Raw genomic sequence first — 15,516 nt, 5'->3', positions numbered from 1 at the left:
AGCAAATCGATAAAATTTTTCTCAAAGCGGAGTTTTAAAAAGGGGCGCGGAAGCAAAGTTTGTAGCTTTACTTTCCAAACAGACGCTTTATAGCGCCGAAAAAGCCGCCTGAGCTCTCGTTTTTATTGCTTTCATTTTTTTTACCCAGCTTCATCGCTTCGCTTAGCTGCTGCGCCGCCGTATCGGCGTAGATAAACGCGCCTTGGGGGTCGCAATTAAAAAGGTTTGAGTAGCACTCGGACTTGTTTAAATCAAGCGGGTTTGGCATAATGACATCGGTTGCTTCAAACAGCCCGTAGCCGTTTTCTACGCTAAATTTAACCGCGCTCAAAAACGCAGGCAAATTTTGCGCGTAAAAATTATCCGTTTTTTGCTTGATATTTTCATCGGCGTTGTAATCCTGCCAAAATTTAGCCAAATTTGCCGCGCTTATAAACGCGCCCGATGAGTAATTTCCGTCAAATTCGCCCGTAAATTTAGCTTTTATCTCGGGCGGTATAACACCGCTTATGTCGCTTAGATACCGCTTAAATTCGCCGTACTCCTCCGCCAAAAAGCCAAACGCCGTGCCGCGCGTGTAGAAGTATTTTCTAAAAAATCCCTGCACGGCGGCGAGTATGTAGCCATGACCCGTCGAAAAGCTCTCGTCGTCCTTGGTTTCAAGCGCGATTTTGAGAGTATCGATGTATTTTTGCGCGTAAAAATCCTCTATGTCGTACTCTTTTGCAAGCCTTTTTACGAGCAACCAGTCGCCTTCTCTCGCGCTTTTTAACGCGTCAAAATACCACTGCTTGATCTCGTTTTCGTTGATCGGATGATAACTCACGTCGTAGCCCATTTATCGCTCCTTTGTGTTTTTTTGGTTTTTTGCTTTAAATTTGTCGTAATTTGATAGATAGTAAGTCGCCCTAGATAAGAAGTGTAAAAATGAAACATACAAGGCTATCGGTATAAAAAATAAAAATGCGGATATCAACAACAAAAGACACAGCGCATCGCTAGCCGGTTTGAAAAAGTATACGTAATAGTATGTTCCGCTCCCGCTTCCCTCATTCCAGCCTTCAACATTGCATAGAAGTAAAAAATTTATAAATATCAAAATACCAAAAAGTATAAAATACTTACAATTTCTTAGCTTGGGCGTCAGGCCGTAAATAAGGCATATGACGACGTCGGTAAGCATTAAAATTTTATATCCCATCGCCTCTGCGCTATCGTCTGAGGCGACAAAAGATAGAGTAAAAAGCCCCGCAATAAACCCGACCATATCGACTATTATCAAAAAAGCCTTAGCGTTTTCGTTACTCTGCTTATTTTTTAAAAGTAGCAGCTCAAGCTCGTCTCTTCGTTTTTCCATATTTCAGCCTTTCAGCTATATAAAATCGACCCCAAACGAATCATATTTGACCCACTTTTTATCGCTAGTTCAAAGTCGCCGCTCATACCCATCGAGCAAATTTTTGCGCCGCGAGGTTGCAGATTTTCGTAAATTTTACGCGTAGTCTCAAAGCTCTTTTGCACGACTCTTTCGTCTATGGCGTGCGCGCCGATACTCATCACGCCGATGGGTTTTAGAAATTTACACTCCTGCGCGATTTGTAAAAACGCATCCTGCGCGGCCTCGGGCGAGATGCCTTGTTTTGTGTCTTCATGCGCCGAGTTTATCTGCAGCAGGCAAGGCAGCTCGCAAATAAGCCTCTTATCCACCGCAAGCGCGGCCTCTACGCTCTCGCAGCTTTGCCAAAGAGCGGGTTTGAGCGCTAGTAGATGGTTTATTTTGTTGCTTTGAAGTCGCCCGATGAAGTGCCACTCGATCGGCAAATTTGATAAAATTTCGCTCTTGTTTTTGAGCTCTTGCACGCGGTTTTCGCCAAAGCTCGTTTGCCCTTGCTCAAAAAGCTCCAAAACCTCTTTAGTCGTTACGTTTTTGCTCACGGCGATTAGCTTCACGGCTTCGCCCGTGCGCGCATTTTCGATGCGTTCTAAAATTTGCGCGAGCTTCATTGTCCCGCTCCGCTTAGGCGCATCACGTCGTTAAAGGTCGCAAACGCCATCAGGCAGAACAAAAACGCCCAGCCGCAGTAGGTGAGGCCGATATAGACTTTTTCGTTCATCTCGCGGCGGAAAATCATCTCGTAAAGGTTAAAAAATATATGTCCGCCGTCAAGCGCGGGGATCGGGAGCAGGTTTAGCACGCCTAAATTTACGGAGATCAGCGCGGCGATGATGAGTAGGGTCGAGACGCCGATACCTGCGGCCTTTGAGGTGATGTCGGTGATCTGGATGATGCCGCCCATCTCTTTTAGCGGCACGACGCCCGCGATGAGCTTTTCAAGTCCCGTAAATATGAGCTTTGAAGCGTTTATGGTCTCAACGAGCGCAAATTTGAGCGAGCTAAATCCGGTATTTCGTATCGTGACGGCCTCGCCTGATGGGGAAATGCCGATGAGCGGTTTTTCTATCTTTTCGCCAAATATCGTCACGCTCTGCCCGATTTTAGGCGTCAAATTTATCGTTTTTATTTCACCCGCACGCTCGAGCGTGATCGCTGTGGAGGTTAAATTTACGTTTTTGCTTATCTCGTCCCATTCGCTGATTTTGATGCCGTTTATGTTTAAAATTTTATCGCCTTTTTGCAGTCCGGCGCTTGCTGCGGCGGAGTTTTCCAGTACTTTGCCGACAGTCGGTGCTAGCCTCTCGACCCCGATGTGTCCGAGCGCGATAAAGATAAAAAATGCCAAAGCGAAGTTAAAAAACGGTCCGGCAAAAAGAATGAAAATGCGTCCTAGCGGGCTAAGCCTCGTGTAGCTGTCGGCATCCTCGTTTTTTAGCCCCGGCTTGTCGTCCTCTTGCCCTTTTAGGCTCACGTAGCCGCCAAGCGGTATCGCGCCGATTGCGTACTCGGTGCCGCCGATGGTTTTTGAATAGATGCTTTGCCCATAACCCACGCTAAATTTTAGTACGCCGACTTTTAACATACGAGCGGCGAGAAAGTGGCCCAGCTCGTGGAAAAATATAAGGAAGCTAATCACCAAAACCGTGATCAAAAAGTGCCACGAATACGCATAAATGCCGATCACAAGGATAGCGGCGGTAAATATAATGCCTTTCAAAAATTGCCTTTTAAGTAGATTTTAAATGCGATTTTAGCGAAATTTTATAAATTTAGACTCAAATCGCGGGCGGAAGCTGACTATGCGTGGTAGAGCGAAAGCGCGGCGAGTCGTATGGGGCTTGAAAAAAGAATTAAGCGCGGCGACGGTAGGAGCCGGCCGAGCGGGAAGCAAAACAAGACGCAAGAAAAAGGCGGGATAAAGCGTAGCAAGAGCGGGCGGACCGAGTCGAGTAAGGCAAAAGCGATAAGAGCGAAGCGGTGGAATTCGGCGTAAATTTGGCACGGATAAATGGGGCAAGACGAGCAAATCCGCGCGGAAATAGCTCGGCTTTAAAGCCGCAAGACGCAAATAAAACCGAGCCGCTTTTTAAAGCTGCGATGCTAAAAATCGCAAAAAAAGCCATACTAAATATATTTAAATTTAGCGCAATCTCGCTGCGTTCGGGTCTAAATTCGGACAAATTTTAGCTAAAACATAAGCAAAATTTAGTTAAAAATTTCATTTAGCTAAGCGAGGATTTTGGCTCTGCTTAGCCCTTTGTCGGCGGTTAGGCCAGTCGGCGAGGCCAAAATCTATGTCAAAATGCAACTTCGTGCTCGCGATAAACGGCTTTAAATTTAAAATATCCGGGCAAGGCAAGGCGTCTTTTGGCGCTTGCTACAAAAAGCTCACGCCGTCATCGTTAAAGTCTATGCGCGCACGCGGGACGTAGTCGTTGCGAATTTCTTTTCAAATGCGCGGTCACTTATAAAGGGTGCAAAAAGGCGAATTTCTAAGTGAAATTTGCGCTTTTTTCGTTGCTTAAGTCCGCATTGCTAAACAGGTAGCCAAATTTTACGGCGTTTAACGTAATATCGAAGTCGTAAGGATCCGCAGGCGTCACGCCGATGCGGTGTAAAAGCTCGTATATCGGCAGCTTTTCGCGCGTAATACCCGTAAAGCTCGGTAGGTAGCGGATGCGTGCGGCCGGCCTTTCTTGCAAGCGCAAAATCTCAAAATATACCTGTGCGCAAACGAGCGATGCGCTATAAAGCGGCGAGTTTTGCACGGACGATATTCTAAATTTCAGGCCCATCGGAAAAAACCGATCGCGCTCCACGCTCATCGCAGCGTTTCGATATCGTTGTCTGCGGTTTTAATTCGTCTGCGTGCATCTTGTCGTAGTTTAAGGCGCGGCTTGGTAAAAAATCATTTAACTCACGAGCTGCGACGCCGGCGATCTTCGGTAAAATTTTAACGTTGCGGCAAAAGGATGCGTTGATAATCTTTTGATTTAGCTTGGCGGCTTAGTTTCTAAGCGCCGGTTCTGGGGCCTTTTGTGCGTTCTACGATGATGCTTTGTAGTTTGTAGCTTATTATCGTTTTCTTGTTTAAATTTATTTTTAGTTTCGGTCGGTTATTTGACCAAGCTTAGTCTAAATTTTTCATCTATTAAATTTGGACTAAAGCCTTCCAGGCCGCTTTCGCGAGCGGATCTAAACATTTTGCGTATTAGTCGTTTTATTTCGCCTTGCGTCGGAGTCGCGCTGCAATCTCCTAAAATTTCTATCTCTTTTGTTTTGTAGCTGATTTCACTTACTCCATCTATGGCTTTATTTGAAATCTGCTCTAGTACTATATTTGCGTGGTATTTGTAATAACCGTGATTGTAACGGGTAAGCGTAAAAAGATCATTGCTACTGTCCGAACCCACTTTTATAAGAAAAATCTCGTTCAGCTCCTTTGAGATACACCACAGATGATCTATCTCGTCTCGGCTTAAGCTAGCTAAAGCGTATCGATTTCTAAATGGATTTATGATTTGCTCCAGGTTATCCTCAAAGCGGTATCCGTCAATCAAAAACCTACCTACGTAATCAATGTTGTAATCCAGGGCGTCTATTAGCAAAACATTTTCATTTTCGGCGTTAAGGGCGTCTTGTAAAATTTTAAAAATATCGCTTTGACTGAGCTTGCCGCTGCTTCTCGGTTCAGTGCATAGAGCTTATGGATACGTCGCTTCTGCCTGTTTATCATCCTAAAATCGCCGAAGTAAGCGCCGTAAGTAATGACTGCATCAAACATTTTGCCTTGATAATACAATCTATATACGTCAAAATCTAAATCGCAATGATCCCAAAAGCAGCTATGTACCGTAGCGCATCAGCCAAGCGTCAAGCCCTCCGTTTATTCGCCAACCGGGTGCAAAATATAATAGACTACAGCGAAACGGGAGCAATCCTTTGTCGATTTTATCTCTAGCATCGGCTTTAACTTTGTCGAAAATATTTTCTTCGCCGATTTTCTCTTCAAATACGAAAGCCATATCTAGCCTAAAATTTAACTCTTTTTCGTCGCCTTTATATATGCCGCGACGTACTCAAAGCCCGAATATAGCGTCAGTGCGACGCTAAGCCATAGTAAAAACTCGCCAAGAGGCCACTGCATAGTTAAAAAACCGATCGCGATCATCTGAAAGACCGTTTTGACCTTGCCCGCCATAGATGCGGCGACTTCTACGCCTTCGCCCGCCATCACGACGCGAAATCCCGTGATAAAAAACTCGCGAACGAGGATGAGATACACCGCCCACGGGCTCGCGCGGTCTATCATCATAAGCCCTAAAAATGCGCCAAGAGTCAGCATCTTATCCGCGAGCGGGTCGATCACGGCTCCGAGCTTGGTCTTTTGATCCCACGCGCGCGCGATAAATCCGTCGAAAAAGTCCGTGACACTAGCGATCACGAAGACGAGCGCGGCAAAGTAGTTCATCCAGCTAACGTGCACGCCTGAGAAGGAATTTACGCTAAGTAGCAGCCAAAACATCAGGGGTGCGAGAAATACGCGCAGGAAGGCTAGGGCGTTTGGTAAATTTAGACTCATTTATTTGTTCTTTCTTTTTGGATTTCGGATTGATTTCGCAACGATGCAGATCGGGTTTGAGCAAAAAATTTAGCCGCCGAAATCGCAACGGCTAAAAATTCGCTTGATAAAAATTTGACGGTCAAAACCTCGTTTGTTAAAAATCTTTCAGCTGAAATTTTAGCGGTAAAATTGCGGCCGACCGGAAATTTAGCCGCCAAAAAACGTATGGTTAAAAAAATTTCGTCGTCTAAAATTTTACTCATTTGAGGCGTCCGTATCGCTTTTTTGCCTAGGCTTTTGTTTGCGTTTGTCGTCGTTTTTTCGGTTATCGCTTGCGCACGAGGCTCTTGATATTTCGGCATTTGGTTAAATTCGGCGAGCGTTTCGTTAAATCTATAAAGCGCGGAGTTTGTTAAATTTGAGCTAAAATTTAACGACGCGAAACGCTTTTTTATTTGCAAATTTGATTTAAAATTCGGCGTATCAAAGCGCGGCGATATATGCGCGCAAGCTTGCGTATTCGTCAAATTCGGGTCAAATTTAGTCAAATCTCTTGGCGGATTGATAAAAAAAGAGGCGTAAATTTTATCCGAAATATGCGCATTTAAACCGGCTTGCGGCTTGTTTTTGGGATTTATAAATTTCGCTAAAATTCGTCCCGCCGTTTGCCTATCCGTCAAATTTGAGCCAAATTTTACGAAATCGTTTGTTAAATTTAGCCTGGCGAATTTTACGACTTTTGTAAAAAATATTTTGATTTTTTCATCAAATTTAGCCCAAGAGTTCGTTAAATTTACGCTACGAAAATTCGGCGTAAATTTAACGTCAAATTCGCCGAAAATACCGGTAGGACGAAGCCAAACGGCACCGGCCAAATTTGCTTTTTTCATTTAAAAGTCGTGCCACCGTCGATGATGAAGGTGTGGCCCGTGACCCAGCCGGCTTTTGAGCTGCACAGAAACAAGCACGCTCCGGCGATATCGGTAGGCTGACCCATGCGATTTAGCGGGCTTAGCTCGGCGGTTTTATCGCGCACCTCTTCGTAGTTGGTAAAGGCTCGCAGCGCGTCCGTCTCGATCGGGCCGCCGCTAACGACGTTTACGCGGATATTTTTTTCGCCTAGTTCGGTTGCGGCATATCGCGCCATCGCCTCGACCGCGGCTTTTGCGGTGCCGTGGCCTGCGTAGTTTTCGATATAGACGAGATTGCCGGTCGATGAGAGCGAGATAATGCTGCCGCCGCCCGTTTTTTCCATACGTTTTGCGGCCTCTTGCGCGCCCACGACAAAGGCATTTACGGTCGCGGTGAAGATGTTATTGATACCGCGAGGGCGGAGTTTCATAAATTTCGTATATCCGCCTGCTACTGGGCGACCCGAGATGATGGCGTTTGAGACGAAAAAATCGATCCTATCGAAGTCCGCGTCGATCTCTAAAAATAGGTCTTTGTAGGTCTCCGGCTCAAGTATATTTAGCGCGTAGGTCCTAGCTTTGATGCTGTAGTTTGCCTCAAGCTGGGCGGCCTGGGTTTTGGCGAGCTCTTCGTTTGAGTTGTAGGTGAAAGCGATATTTACGCCATTTGCGGCGAATTCCTCTACGATAGCTCGTCCGATGCCGCGAGTGCCGCCGCTGATGACTAAAGTTTTGCCTTTAAATTCGTTTTCACGGCTCATCAAAATCCTTTTATGTCGTATTGTTTCATTATTTCTTCGATTTTTGCCAGATTTTCTTTGCTCGGTTCGCAAAGCGGCAAGCGATACTCTAGGCTTGATATCAGCCCGGCGATATACATCGCCGCTTTGACGGGGATCGGATTGCTCTCGCAAAACATTATTTTATTTATCGCATAAAGTTTGTCGTTTATGGCTTTTGCTCGTGCAAATTCGCCCTTTAGCGCCAAGTGGGTTAAATTTGAGATCTCGTCCGGGAGCAGATTTGCCGTGACCGAGATCACGCCTTTGCCGCCGTTTGAGAGGATCGGGTAGTTTATCGCGTCCTCGCCGCTAATAACGACTAAATCGGGCTCATGCGCGAGCAGGTCGACGCAGCGGTCTATGCTGCCCGTGGCTTCTTTGATACCGTAGATGTTGGTGCAATCCTGAAACAGCCTAAAGACCGTGCATGGTTGGATATCCACGCCCACGCGTCCGGGGACGTTGTAGAGCAGCACCGGTATATCGACGCTTGAGGCGATCGCTTTATAGTGACGATAAAGCCCTTCTTGGGTCGGTTTGTTGTAGTAAGGCGCGACCGAGAGGATGCCGTCCGCACCGTTTGTCTCCGCGAATTTTGCCAGCCCTACGGCTTCGTGCGTGGCGTTACTGCCGGCGCCCGCGAGCACCTTGACGCTCGTGTTTTTACACGTTTGTACGGCGATCTCGATGCAAATTCTATGCTCGTCGTGCGTCAGCGTCGCGCTCTCGCCCGTGGTGCCTACGGGGATGACCGCGTCGATACCGTTTGCGATCTGTCTTTTTATCAGTTTTTCGTAGCCGATTTCGTCTAATTTACCGTCTTTAAAAGGCGTGATAAGCGCCGTCATAGCGCCTATTATGGCTGTTTTATTCACTTTTTTCCTTTCTTAAGATGATAGTCGTGGATTTTTCTTTTCTTATGTATTTTTTGCAGATTTCGCTTATGTCCGCAGGTTTTAGCGCGGCGGTTTTTTCCGGTAGCTCAAAAAGCGGCTTTATGTCGCCTTTGACAAGATAACTGCCGTATAAATTCGCCATCCTCGTCGTGTTATCCAGCGAGTAAATCAGATGGCTTTTTAAGTTATTTTTTGTTTTAGTTATCTCGTCCTCGTCTATTTTTTGCGTTTTTGTCTCTTCGATTACTCGCCAGATCTCTTCCTCGACCGCCTCGGCCTTGATACCGGGGTTGCAAACGGCTAGCACGATAAATAGACTCTCGTCGATATTGTCCATATTATAAACATACACGCTATTTACGAGGCATTTTTCATCTATCAAAACACGCTGCAAAACCGAGCTTTGTCCGCTGCCTAAATACTCCGCAAGCGCGCCTAACGCAGGCTGATCCTCGTGATTAAACGGCGGAATTTTAAAGGCGAGCGCCAGCATTTCCACCTCGCTATCTTTGTAAATTTCAGCCCTTTTCGCACCGTTTTGCACGGGTTCTACGCAGTGTGGTTTCGGAATCGGCTTTTTGTTTTTTATGCGCTCAAAATGCTTTTTACCCAGCCCAAACGCGCTTTTTTTGTCGATGTCGCCGGTGATTAGCAAGAGCGCGTTTTGCGGTTGGTAATACGTCTCGTGAAATTCTTTTATATCCTCGATGCTCCAGCTCCTGATGTCGCCGATAAAGCCGATCGGAGTCCAGTGATACGGGTGGTAACTAAAAGCGACGTTAAAAAGCGTGAAATATAAAAAGCCGATCGGAGAGTTGTCTGTGCGCCACCTGCGCTCCTCCGTCACGACGTCGCGCTCGGGCTGAAATTCTTTATCTTTTAGGCTTAAATTTTCCATTATATCAGCGTAGAGTCTGAGCGCCTCGTTTAGGTTGCCTTTTGAGCATTTGACGAAATAATGCGTATAATCAAAGCCCGTGCTGGCGTTATTTTTGCCGCCGAAACTCTTCACGATCCGGTCGAATTCTCCGGCTTTCATATTTTTGGTAGATTTAAAATTTAAATGCTCCAGCATGTGCGCGATACCGCTTTTGCCCATCGTTTCGTTACGCGAACCCACACGATAAAACACGTCTACGCTGATGACGCCGGAACCCTTACTGACGGGGATATGGTAAATTTCAAAGCCGTTTTTGAGCTTTGTTTTTGAGTATTTTATAAACATATTTTTCCTTAAATTTTATTTTTTATTTCGCAGCCGACGGCTTCGCCGATAGAAGCGAAATTATCTTCTTTTAAAAGTTTTAAAATTCCCTCGTTTATCCGCTTTGCGATACTTGGCCCTTTAAAGATAAAAGAGGTATAAATTTGCACCAAATTCGCGCCCGATTTTATGCGCGAGTATGCCTCCTCGGCGCTGTCTATGCCTCCGCTTGCGATCAAAACCGTCTTGCCGTAAAGCTCGCTTGCAACGGCTTTAAAAAGCTCGCGCGAACGCTTGGCGATGACCTTGCCGCTTAACCCGCCGAAATTTTGTAAATTCGCCGATTTTGAGAGCGAATAATCGATGCTCGTATTATTTACGATGACGCCTTTTGCGCCGCTTTCTACGGCCGTTTTGCAGATTTGCACGGCTTTACTCTCAGCCATATCGGGCGCGATTTTAAAGATTATCGGCTTTTTTGCTATCGGCAAAAGGCACGCAAAAAGCTCTTTTATAAAGTTTTCTTCTTGCAGTTCGCGCAGATTGGGAGTGTTTGGCGACGAGACGTTGATGACGAAGCAGTCGCAAATTTCGTTAAATTTAACGACTAAATTTTCATAGTCTTTGATTGCTTCTTCATTAGGAGTGATTTTGTTTTTGCCGATGTTGGCAAAAAGCGGTATCGCAAACGGATAAAGCCTACCGACGCGCGCGCTCACGGCGTCGGCGCCTTCGTTGTTAAAACCCATCGCGTTTTGTATGCTTTCCTCTTCTATGAGGCGAAAAAGACGCGGTTTTGCGTTGCCCTCTTGCGCTTTTGGCGTCACGGTACCAAACTCCACGTGCCCAAACCCGAGTGCGGCCAATGGCCGTAGCATCGTGGCGTTTTTATCAAAGCCGCCGGCGATTCCCACGGGATTTAAAAAGCTAGCTCCTAGCAAATTTTGCGAAAGAGCGGTGTCCGTGACGATACAGTTTTTGGCAACCGCGCTGTAAAGCCCCGGAAATACGCAGTCTGAAATGCTTAGCGTTTTTTCCGCGACTTTGTGAGCGGTCTCGGGCTCAAGCTTAAAAAATATGGATTTTAACGTATCGTAATTCAAATTTTATCCTTAAAATTTCTTTGGATTTTAGCAAATTTAGGCTTAAACAAGAGCTTTGCCTTTTAGCTTCTTGTAAATTTCGCAACTCTTGCTAAGCTGCTCGTCGGTGCCGCATCCGACCACCTTTCCGCCGCTGATAACGGCGATCTTGTCGGCGTTTTGCACGGTGCTTAGGCGGTGCGCGATGATAAATATTATCTTTTCTTTTTGCAGATTTGCGATGGCTTTGGTTATCTGCTGTTCGCTTTGGTTATCTAGAGCGCTCGTGGCCTCGTCAAATATCAAAATCTGCGGGTCGTCGTAGAGCGCGCGGGCTATGGCGATACGCTGACGCTGACCGCCGGAGAGATTGGTGCCGAATTCATTTAAAACAGTCTGCGCGCCCTGGGGTAAATTTGCGACGAAATCATACGCGTTTGCCGTTTTTAGCGCGAGCTCGACCTTGGCTTCGTCGTACTTGCGACCGTAGGCGACGTTGTTTGCGACGGTATCGTTAAAGATATAGACGCGCTGGGTCACGAGGCCGATATTTTGTCTGAGCGAATTTAGACTAAAATTTTTGATATTTTCGCCGTTTATCTCGATCGCTCCACCGTTTGCGTCGTAAAATCTCATAAGCAAATTTACGATCGAGCTTTTTCCTCCTCCGCTACTACCGACGAGCGCGATAGTTTGGGACTTTGACGCGCTTAGATTTACGCTTTTTAGTACCTCTTTGTCGTCGTAGTTTAGTCTGACGTCTTTAAAATTTATCAAATTTATTTCACGCGGCACCGGCTTGTCGCCGCTTAAAATTTGAGGTTCTTTATCGAGTAGCTCAAAGGTTCGCTCAGCCGCGACCACGGCGTCTTGCATCTTATTATAAAGGCCTGAAATACGTTTAATAGGCGTATAAAGCATAAAAAGCGCGGTGAGAAACGAAAAGAAGCTTCCCATCGTCAAATTTCCGTCTATAACCTCTTTGCCACCGATGATGACGACTGCTGCAACGCCCACGGAGCCGAAAATTTCCATCATCGGGCTTACCATCTCATTTACTTTTACACTTTTTAAATTTAGCTTGAAAAATTTAGCGTTTTCGGCGGTAAATTTAGCGTGCTCGAACTCCTGCGCGTTGTTTGCCTTGATGATTTCGATATTGGTAAAAATTTCGCTTAGTTTCGAGCTGATGTCGGAGGTTTTTTCCTGTGAGGCGCGGGAGATTTTTTTCATCTTTTTTGCGAGTTTTGAGAGCGGATAGACGGCTGCGGGCATGATAACCAGCGCAAAAAATGCAAGCTGCAAGCTCTGATAAAGCACGACGCAAAGTAGTCCCGCGATCGTGATAGCCTCGCGGATGAGTTCGGGGATCATAGAGCTAACGATACTTCTGATGCGGTCGATGTCGTTGATATTTCGGCTTATTAGCTCGCCCGTGCGGTAATCGTTAAAAAACTTCATATCCAAATTTAGCAGGTTTTTTAGCAACCGCTCGCGAAATCTCCTCACGATATCCTGCCCGATATACGCCGTAAAATACGCCTGCAAAAACGTCCCAAGCCCCTTTAAAACGTAAATCACGATGATAGCGTAGGGCAAAAGATAAAGCAGGTCTTTGTTTTTTTCGATAAAAATTTTATTTAGCACGGGCTCGATCACCCATGCCGACGCCGCAGTTCCACCGCTAGCCATCAGCATGCCTGCGATCGCGATGATAAAATACGAAATATAATCTCTAAAATAGGGCGCAAACCGCCGCAAAACCTCTTTTATGCTCATCTGCTTCATATCTTTTCCCATATGCAACCCTCCGGCGTATCCATGAGACTTATACCGTTTGCGGCTAGCATATCGCGGATTTTATCGGATAGCTCGTAGTTTTTAGCCGCTTTTGCTTCGTTTCTTTGATTTATCAGATCCTCGATGTAGGCTCGCTTTTCGTCGCTCACGCCAAACTGAAAATACTCAAACACGTCTATCTGCAAGATACCGAGCACTCTGGCGATGAGCTCCAAATTTGCCGCGATTTTGCCTTTTTTGGCCTTGTCTTTAGGATTTGCGTCTAGCTCGTCGTTTGCGCTGCGGACAAACTCATCTACGCTCGCAAGGGCTTTTGAGGTGTTTAGATCGTCCTGCATCGCAGACATAAATTCGCTCTTAAATTTCTCGTTCGCGCTTAAATTTGCCGCGGCGCCCAAAACTCGTTTTTTTAGGCGGTAAATTTTATCCAGCCGCTTTTTTGCCGCGTTTAGATCATCTTCGCTAAAGTTAAAATTCGCTCTGTAGTGGCTAGAAATCAGATAAAATCTCACCGCCTCGCCCAAGTTTCTCTCCAGCGCGTCTTTAACAAAAAAGCTATTTCCCAGGCTCTTGCTCATTTTTTCGTTATTTACTTGGATAAAGCCGTTGTGTAGCCAGTATTTAGCCAGGCTCTTACGCTCGGCGCAGCGGCATTGCGCGGCCTCGTTTTCGTGATGCGGAAAGAGCAGATCAAGTCCGCCCGCGTGGATATCGATCTCAAATTTTTCGCCGCTACTTAGGTGCTTTTTTATCATCGCGACGCACTCGGTGTGCCAGCCGGGTCGGCCGCGACCAAACGGGCTTTCGTACCATTTCTCGTCAAATTTCCATAGCACGAAGTCTTTTTCGTCTTTTTTTTCGTCACTACTAGCCACGCGAGCGACGTTTGCTTCGGTGTCAAATTTACCGCTAAGGCTCAGATACTGCGCGTCTTTTGCGGTGTCAAAGTAGATGCCGTCGCCTTTTATCTCGTAAGCAAAGCCGTTTTTTAGCAAAATTTCGATGTACTCTATCATCTCTTTTAGCGTCTGCGTCGCCTTTGGCTTGACGTCGGGCTCAAGTACGTTAAGCGCGCTCATATCGCGCTCGTAGCTTGCGATATACCTATCCGTGATCGATTTCAGACTCTCGCCGCTCTCACTCATTTTCTTTAAAATTTTATCGTCGATATCGGTGTAGTTTCGCACGAATTTGACCTTGTAGCCAAGCTCGCTTAAGGTGCGCCTAAGCACATCAAAGCTGATCGCGCTTTTAGCGTGTCCCAAATGCGCGTCGTCATAAACCGTCGGCCCGCAGACGTAAATGCGCACAAAGTCGCTTTTTACGGGCTCAAATTCCACTTTTTTTCTTTTTACGCTATCAAAAATTTGCATCTAAAAATTTCCTCAAAAATATCAAAATCACCGCCTCTAAAGCCAAAACCGCGCTTAAAAGCATTAATTTTTTAGGCTCGATTATAGCTAAAAATTTCCTCATCCCAAAAAATTTGACGTTTAAAGCTAGTGTCAAAAACCCGCCTAACGAGCTAGCTAGAGCCAGTCCGAACGCGCCGCACGCTTGCATCAAAATAACGGCCAAAACGAGGTTAAAAACGAGCGTGATAACGGCGATTTTGGAGGCTAGCTTTTGCTGTAAATGCGCATAAAGCCAGAGCGAAAAAAGTTTAGCAAGCCCAAAAGGTAAAAGTCCGATCATATAAGCGCTCAAAACGCTCGCGGTCGCCGCCGTATCGGCCTGCGTGAAGCTTCCGCGCTCAAAAAGCAGCTTGATGATAGGCTGGGCTAAAACGATGCCGCCGATAGCCGCCGCAAAGAGCAAAAAATATAAAATTTCAAAGCTTTTTCGCATCCATTTTAAGGCTTCGGCTTCGTTGCCTGCCTTGATCTGGCGTGTGATTTTAGGAAAAAGCGCGGTAGAAAGCGCGATCGCAAATATCGCTAAAGGTAGCTGAAAAATGCGGTTGGCGTAGAAAAGATAGCTGATCGATCCAGCCGCCAAAAACGACGCCAGCCACGTATCCATAAACGAGCTTAGCTGCATCGCGGATGATCCGACCAGACCGTGGAAAAAGTTGCTAAAAAAGCCCTTCGTATCGGCTCTTTTGCCGCGGGCAAATTTAACTAAGCCGCCGAAAAAGAGCTTTGAGATGCCGTTAAATTTGAGCGCGATAAGGTGCGCGATAAGCTGCAAAACGCCGCCTACTACGACGCCGAAACTCAAATAATAAGCCACGATTTTAGGCTCCTGTCCGCGAGCTAAAACTAAAGAGCCGATCATAGCTAAATTTAGCAAAGCCGCCCCAAACGCCGTCGTCGCAAAATGCCCGCGATACTGTAAAAGCGAGGCTAAAAAAGTAACGGCAAAGATGAGTGCTAGGTAGTAGAAGTTGATTTTTACGAGCGGGACGGCTTCGTTTATGTCACCGGGCGCTAAACCGGTGGCGATAACGGCGGTAAAAAACGGAGCGAATAAATTTACCAAAAGCGTGAGAACGCCGATAAAGGCTAGAAATTTAAGAAAAATTTCGGCGCTAAAGAGCGATTTTTTGTTTGATTTCGTAAAATTTGGTAAAAAAGCGTTGGCAAAAGCCCCCTCGCCAAAGATGCGGCGCAATAAATTGGGTATCTTAAATGCGATAAAAAATATATCGCTGTAAATGCCCGCACCCAAAGTAGAAGCCGTGAGTAGGTCGCGCACGAGCCCTAAAACTCGTGAAACCATAATGCCGATGCTGTTTGAAAAAAAGCCTTTTATAAGCATAAAATTCCCTATTTAAAATTGGCGTAATGATAGACAAAATTTGTTTTAAAAGACGTAAAAGCGGGCGCAAAGTCTCATATAACGTGTTTTTAATGAAATTTTGGAGATAATCGCATAAAAA

At 46.0% G+C, this 15,516-nt stretch carries 18 protein-coding genes; 2 read left to right on the top strand and 16 right to left on the bottom strand.

The window, feature by feature from the left end; genetic code table 11:
* Nucleotides 1–67: 67 nt before the first annotated feature.
* Genes CRECT_RS06155 through rseP form a run of 4 tightly spaced genes read right to left on the bottom strand, consistent with a single transcriptional unit; the run spans nt 68 to nt 3,113 of the window.
* Nucleotides 68–838 (bottom strand): hypothetical protein, encoded by a 771-nt coding sequence (locus CRECT_RS06155; RefSeq protein WP_004319937.1) that lies wholly within the window; start codon nt 836–838, stop codon nt 68–70.
* Nucleotides 839–1,357: a hypothetical protein gene (locus tag CRECT_RS06150; protein WP_004319946.1), complete on the bottom strand. Its 519-nt coding sequence runs from the start codon at nt 1,355–1,357 to the stop codon at nt 839–841.
* A gap of 11 nt (nt 1,358–1,368) precedes the next feature.
* Nucleotides 1,369–2,004 carry a YggS family pyridoxal phosphate-dependent enzyme gene (locus tag CRECT_RS06145; RefSeq protein WP_004319992.1) on the bottom strand — a complete coding sequence of 212 codons (636 nt, stop codon included), beginning with the start codon at nt 2,002–2,004 and terminating at the stop codon, nt 1,369–1,371.
* Nucleotides 2,001–3,113 carry an RIP metalloprotease RseP gene (rseP, locus tag CRECT_RS06140; protein ID WP_004319961.1) on the bottom strand — a complete coding sequence of 371 codons (1,113 nt, stop codon included), beginning with the start codon at nt 3,111–3,113 and terminating at the stop codon, nt 2,001–2,003. Before rseP ends, CRECT_RS06145 begins: the two co-directional genes overlap by 4 nt.
* A gap of 260 nt (nt 3,114–3,373) precedes the next feature.
* Between rseP and CRECT_RS06135 the strand changes: the two genes are divergently transcribed.
* Together CRECT_RS06135 and CRECT_RS06130 are read left to right on the top strand one after the other, a co-directional pair.
* The gene (locus CRECT_RS06135) at nt 3,374–3,583 is read left to right on the top strand and encodes a hypothetical protein (RefSeq protein ID WP_039888280.1); all 210 of its coding nucleotides are present in this window, start codon (nt 3,374–3,376) and stop codon (nt 3,581–3,583) included.
* A gap of 107 nt (nt 3,584–3,690) precedes the next feature.
* Complete coding sequence (locus CRECT_RS06130; RefSeq protein ID WP_171992692.1) at nt 3,691–3,828, top strand: hypothetical protein; 138 nt, start codon at nt 3,691–3,693, stop codon at nt 3,826–3,828.
* 60 nt (nt 3,829–3,888) lie between these two features.
* Here the strand turns inward: CRECT_RS06130 and CRECT_RS06125 are convergent, their stop codons facing one another.
* From CRECT_RS06125 to murJ, 12 genes are all read right to left on the bottom strand, one after another.
* On the bottom strand, nt 3,889–4,221 hold the full coding sequence (locus CRECT_RS06125) for a hypothetical protein (protein WP_004320019.1): 333 nt from the start codon (nt 4,219–4,221) through the stop codon (nt 3,889–3,891).
* 291 nt (nt 4,222–4,512) lie between these two features.
* Nucleotides 4,513–5,004: a hypothetical protein gene (locus CRECT_RS06120; protein ID WP_004320009.1), complete on the bottom strand. Its 492-nt coding sequence runs from the start codon at nt 5,002–5,004 to the stop codon at nt 4,513–4,515.
* Between the two features lie 237 nt (nt 5,005–5,241).
* On the bottom strand, nt 5,242–5,421 hold the full coding sequence (locus tag CRECT_RS06115; protein ID WP_004319935.1) for a hypothetical protein: 180 nt from the start codon (nt 5,419–5,421) through the stop codon (nt 5,242–5,244).
* A gap of 14 nt (nt 5,422–5,435) precedes the next feature.
* Nucleotides 5,436–5,978, bottom strand: coding sequence for a CDP-diacylglycerol--glycerol-3-phosphate 3-phosphatidyltransferase (pgsA, locus tag CRECT_RS06110; protein ID WP_004319974.1), 543 nt, complete (start codon nt 5,976–5,978; stop codon nt 5,436–5,438).
* Nucleotides 5,975–6,850, bottom strand: a complete 876-nt coding sequence (locus tag CRECT_RS06105) for a hypothetical protein (RefSeq protein WP_004319967.1) — start codon at nt 6,848–6,850, stop codon at nt 5,975–5,977. The genes pgsA and CRECT_RS06105 overlap by 4 nt, the downstream gene beginning before the upstream one ends.
* Nucleotides 6,847–7,632, bottom strand: coding sequence for an enoyl-ACP reductase (locus CRECT_RS06100; RefSeq protein WP_004320005.1), 786 nt, complete (start codon nt 7,630–7,632; stop codon nt 6,847–6,849). The genes CRECT_RS06105 and CRECT_RS06100 overlap by 4 nt, the downstream gene beginning before the upstream one ends.
* Nucleotides 7,632–8,528 (bottom strand): 4-hydroxy-tetrahydrodipicolinate synthase, encoded by an 897-nt coding sequence (dapA, locus tag CRECT_RS06095; protein WP_004320025.1) that lies wholly within the window; start codon nt 8,526–8,528, stop codon nt 7,632–7,634. The genes CRECT_RS06100 and dapA overlap by 1 nt, the downstream gene beginning before the upstream one ends.
* The gene (locus CRECT_RS06090) at nt 8,521–9,774 is read right to left on the bottom strand and encodes a M16 family metallopeptidase (protein WP_004319999.1); all 1,254 of its coding nucleotides are present in this window, start codon (nt 9,772–9,774) and stop codon (nt 8,521–8,523) included. The genes dapA and CRECT_RS06090 overlap by 8 nt, the downstream gene beginning before the upstream one ends.
* Before the next feature lie 8 nt (nt 9,775–9,782).
* Nucleotides 9,783–10,856, bottom strand: a complete 1,074-nt coding sequence (locus tag CRECT_RS06085; protein ID WP_004319972.1) for a quinone-dependent dihydroorotate dehydrogenase — start codon at nt 10,854–10,856, stop codon at nt 9,783–9,785.
* A 42-nt stretch (nt 10,857–10,898) separates the two neighbouring features.
* Nucleotides 10,899–12,623: an ABC transporter ATP-binding protein gene (locus tag CRECT_RS06080; RefSeq protein WP_050771501.1), complete on the bottom strand. Its 1,725-nt coding sequence runs from the start codon at nt 12,621–12,623 to the stop codon at nt 10,899–10,901.
* A complete protein-coding gene (gene cysS / locus CRECT_RS06075; RefSeq protein ID WP_004320023.1) occupies nt 12,620–14,008 on the bottom strand; it encodes a cysteine--tRNA ligase in 1,389 nt (462 codons plus the stop codon). The genes CRECT_RS06080 and cysS overlap by 4 nt, the downstream gene beginning before the upstream one ends.
* A complete protein-coding gene (gene murJ, locus CRECT_RS06070) occupies nt 13,995–15,395 on the bottom strand; it encodes a murein biosynthesis integral membrane protein MurJ (RefSeq protein ID WP_004320003.1) in 1,401 nt (466 codons plus the stop codon). Before murJ ends, cysS begins: the two co-directional genes overlap by 14 nt.
* Nucleotides 15,396–15,516: the final 121 nt, after the last annotated feature.

Origin of the sequence: Campylobacter rectus (assembly GCF_004803795.1) — a bacterium.
Classification (GTDB): domain Bacteria; phylum Campylobacterota; class Campylobacteria; order Campylobacterales; family Campylobacteraceae; genus Campylobacter_A; species Campylobacter_A rectus.
Note: the sequence above shows the minus strand (reverse complement) of the source record. Positions and strands in the feature narration are given on the sequence as shown.